The 388-nt window shown below is 54.6% G+C and carries 1 protein-coding gene; it reads right to left on the reverse strand.

Translation table 11 applies throughout. The annotated features are described in order from the left end of the window. Positions 1–7: 7 nt before the first annotated feature. Positions 8–388: integrase core domain-containing protein (locus tag HMPREF2935_RS00035; protein WP_141755975.1), on the reverse strand; the 381-nt coding region annotated here is incomplete at its 5' end.

The raw sequence follows: 388 nt of genomic DNA on the forward strand, positions 1-388 counted from the left end.
TTTGTTCCTAGGCTTGTGCCTTAATTTCCATTATTTCTCGACTGGGGTGGTGTTCCCAAAACTCGGCTTCGACTTCAGCCGGCGTGCGGTAGCCCAGGCTCTGGTGGAGCCTTGACTCGTTCCACCAATTCACCCACTCGAACGTGGCGATTTCCACGTCGACGACATCGGCCCACATTCGCCTATGAATCAGCTCATTCTTGTAGGAGCCGTTGACGTTTTCAGCCAAAGCATTGTCATAGGAGTCACCCACCGTCCCAGTCGACGCTGCGATACCGTGCTCAGCCAGGCGCTCGTTGTAGACGATGCTCACATATTGTGAGCCGTGGTCTGAATGGTGAATCAAGCCCGTTGTTTCTTTGGCGCACACGATCGCCTGGTTGAGCGC

This window comes from Corynebacterium sp. HMSC076D02, assembly GCF_001813815.1.
Classification (GTDB): Bacteria; Actinomycetota; Actinomycetes; order Mycobacteriales; family Mycobacteriaceae; genus Corynebacterium; species Corynebacterium simulans.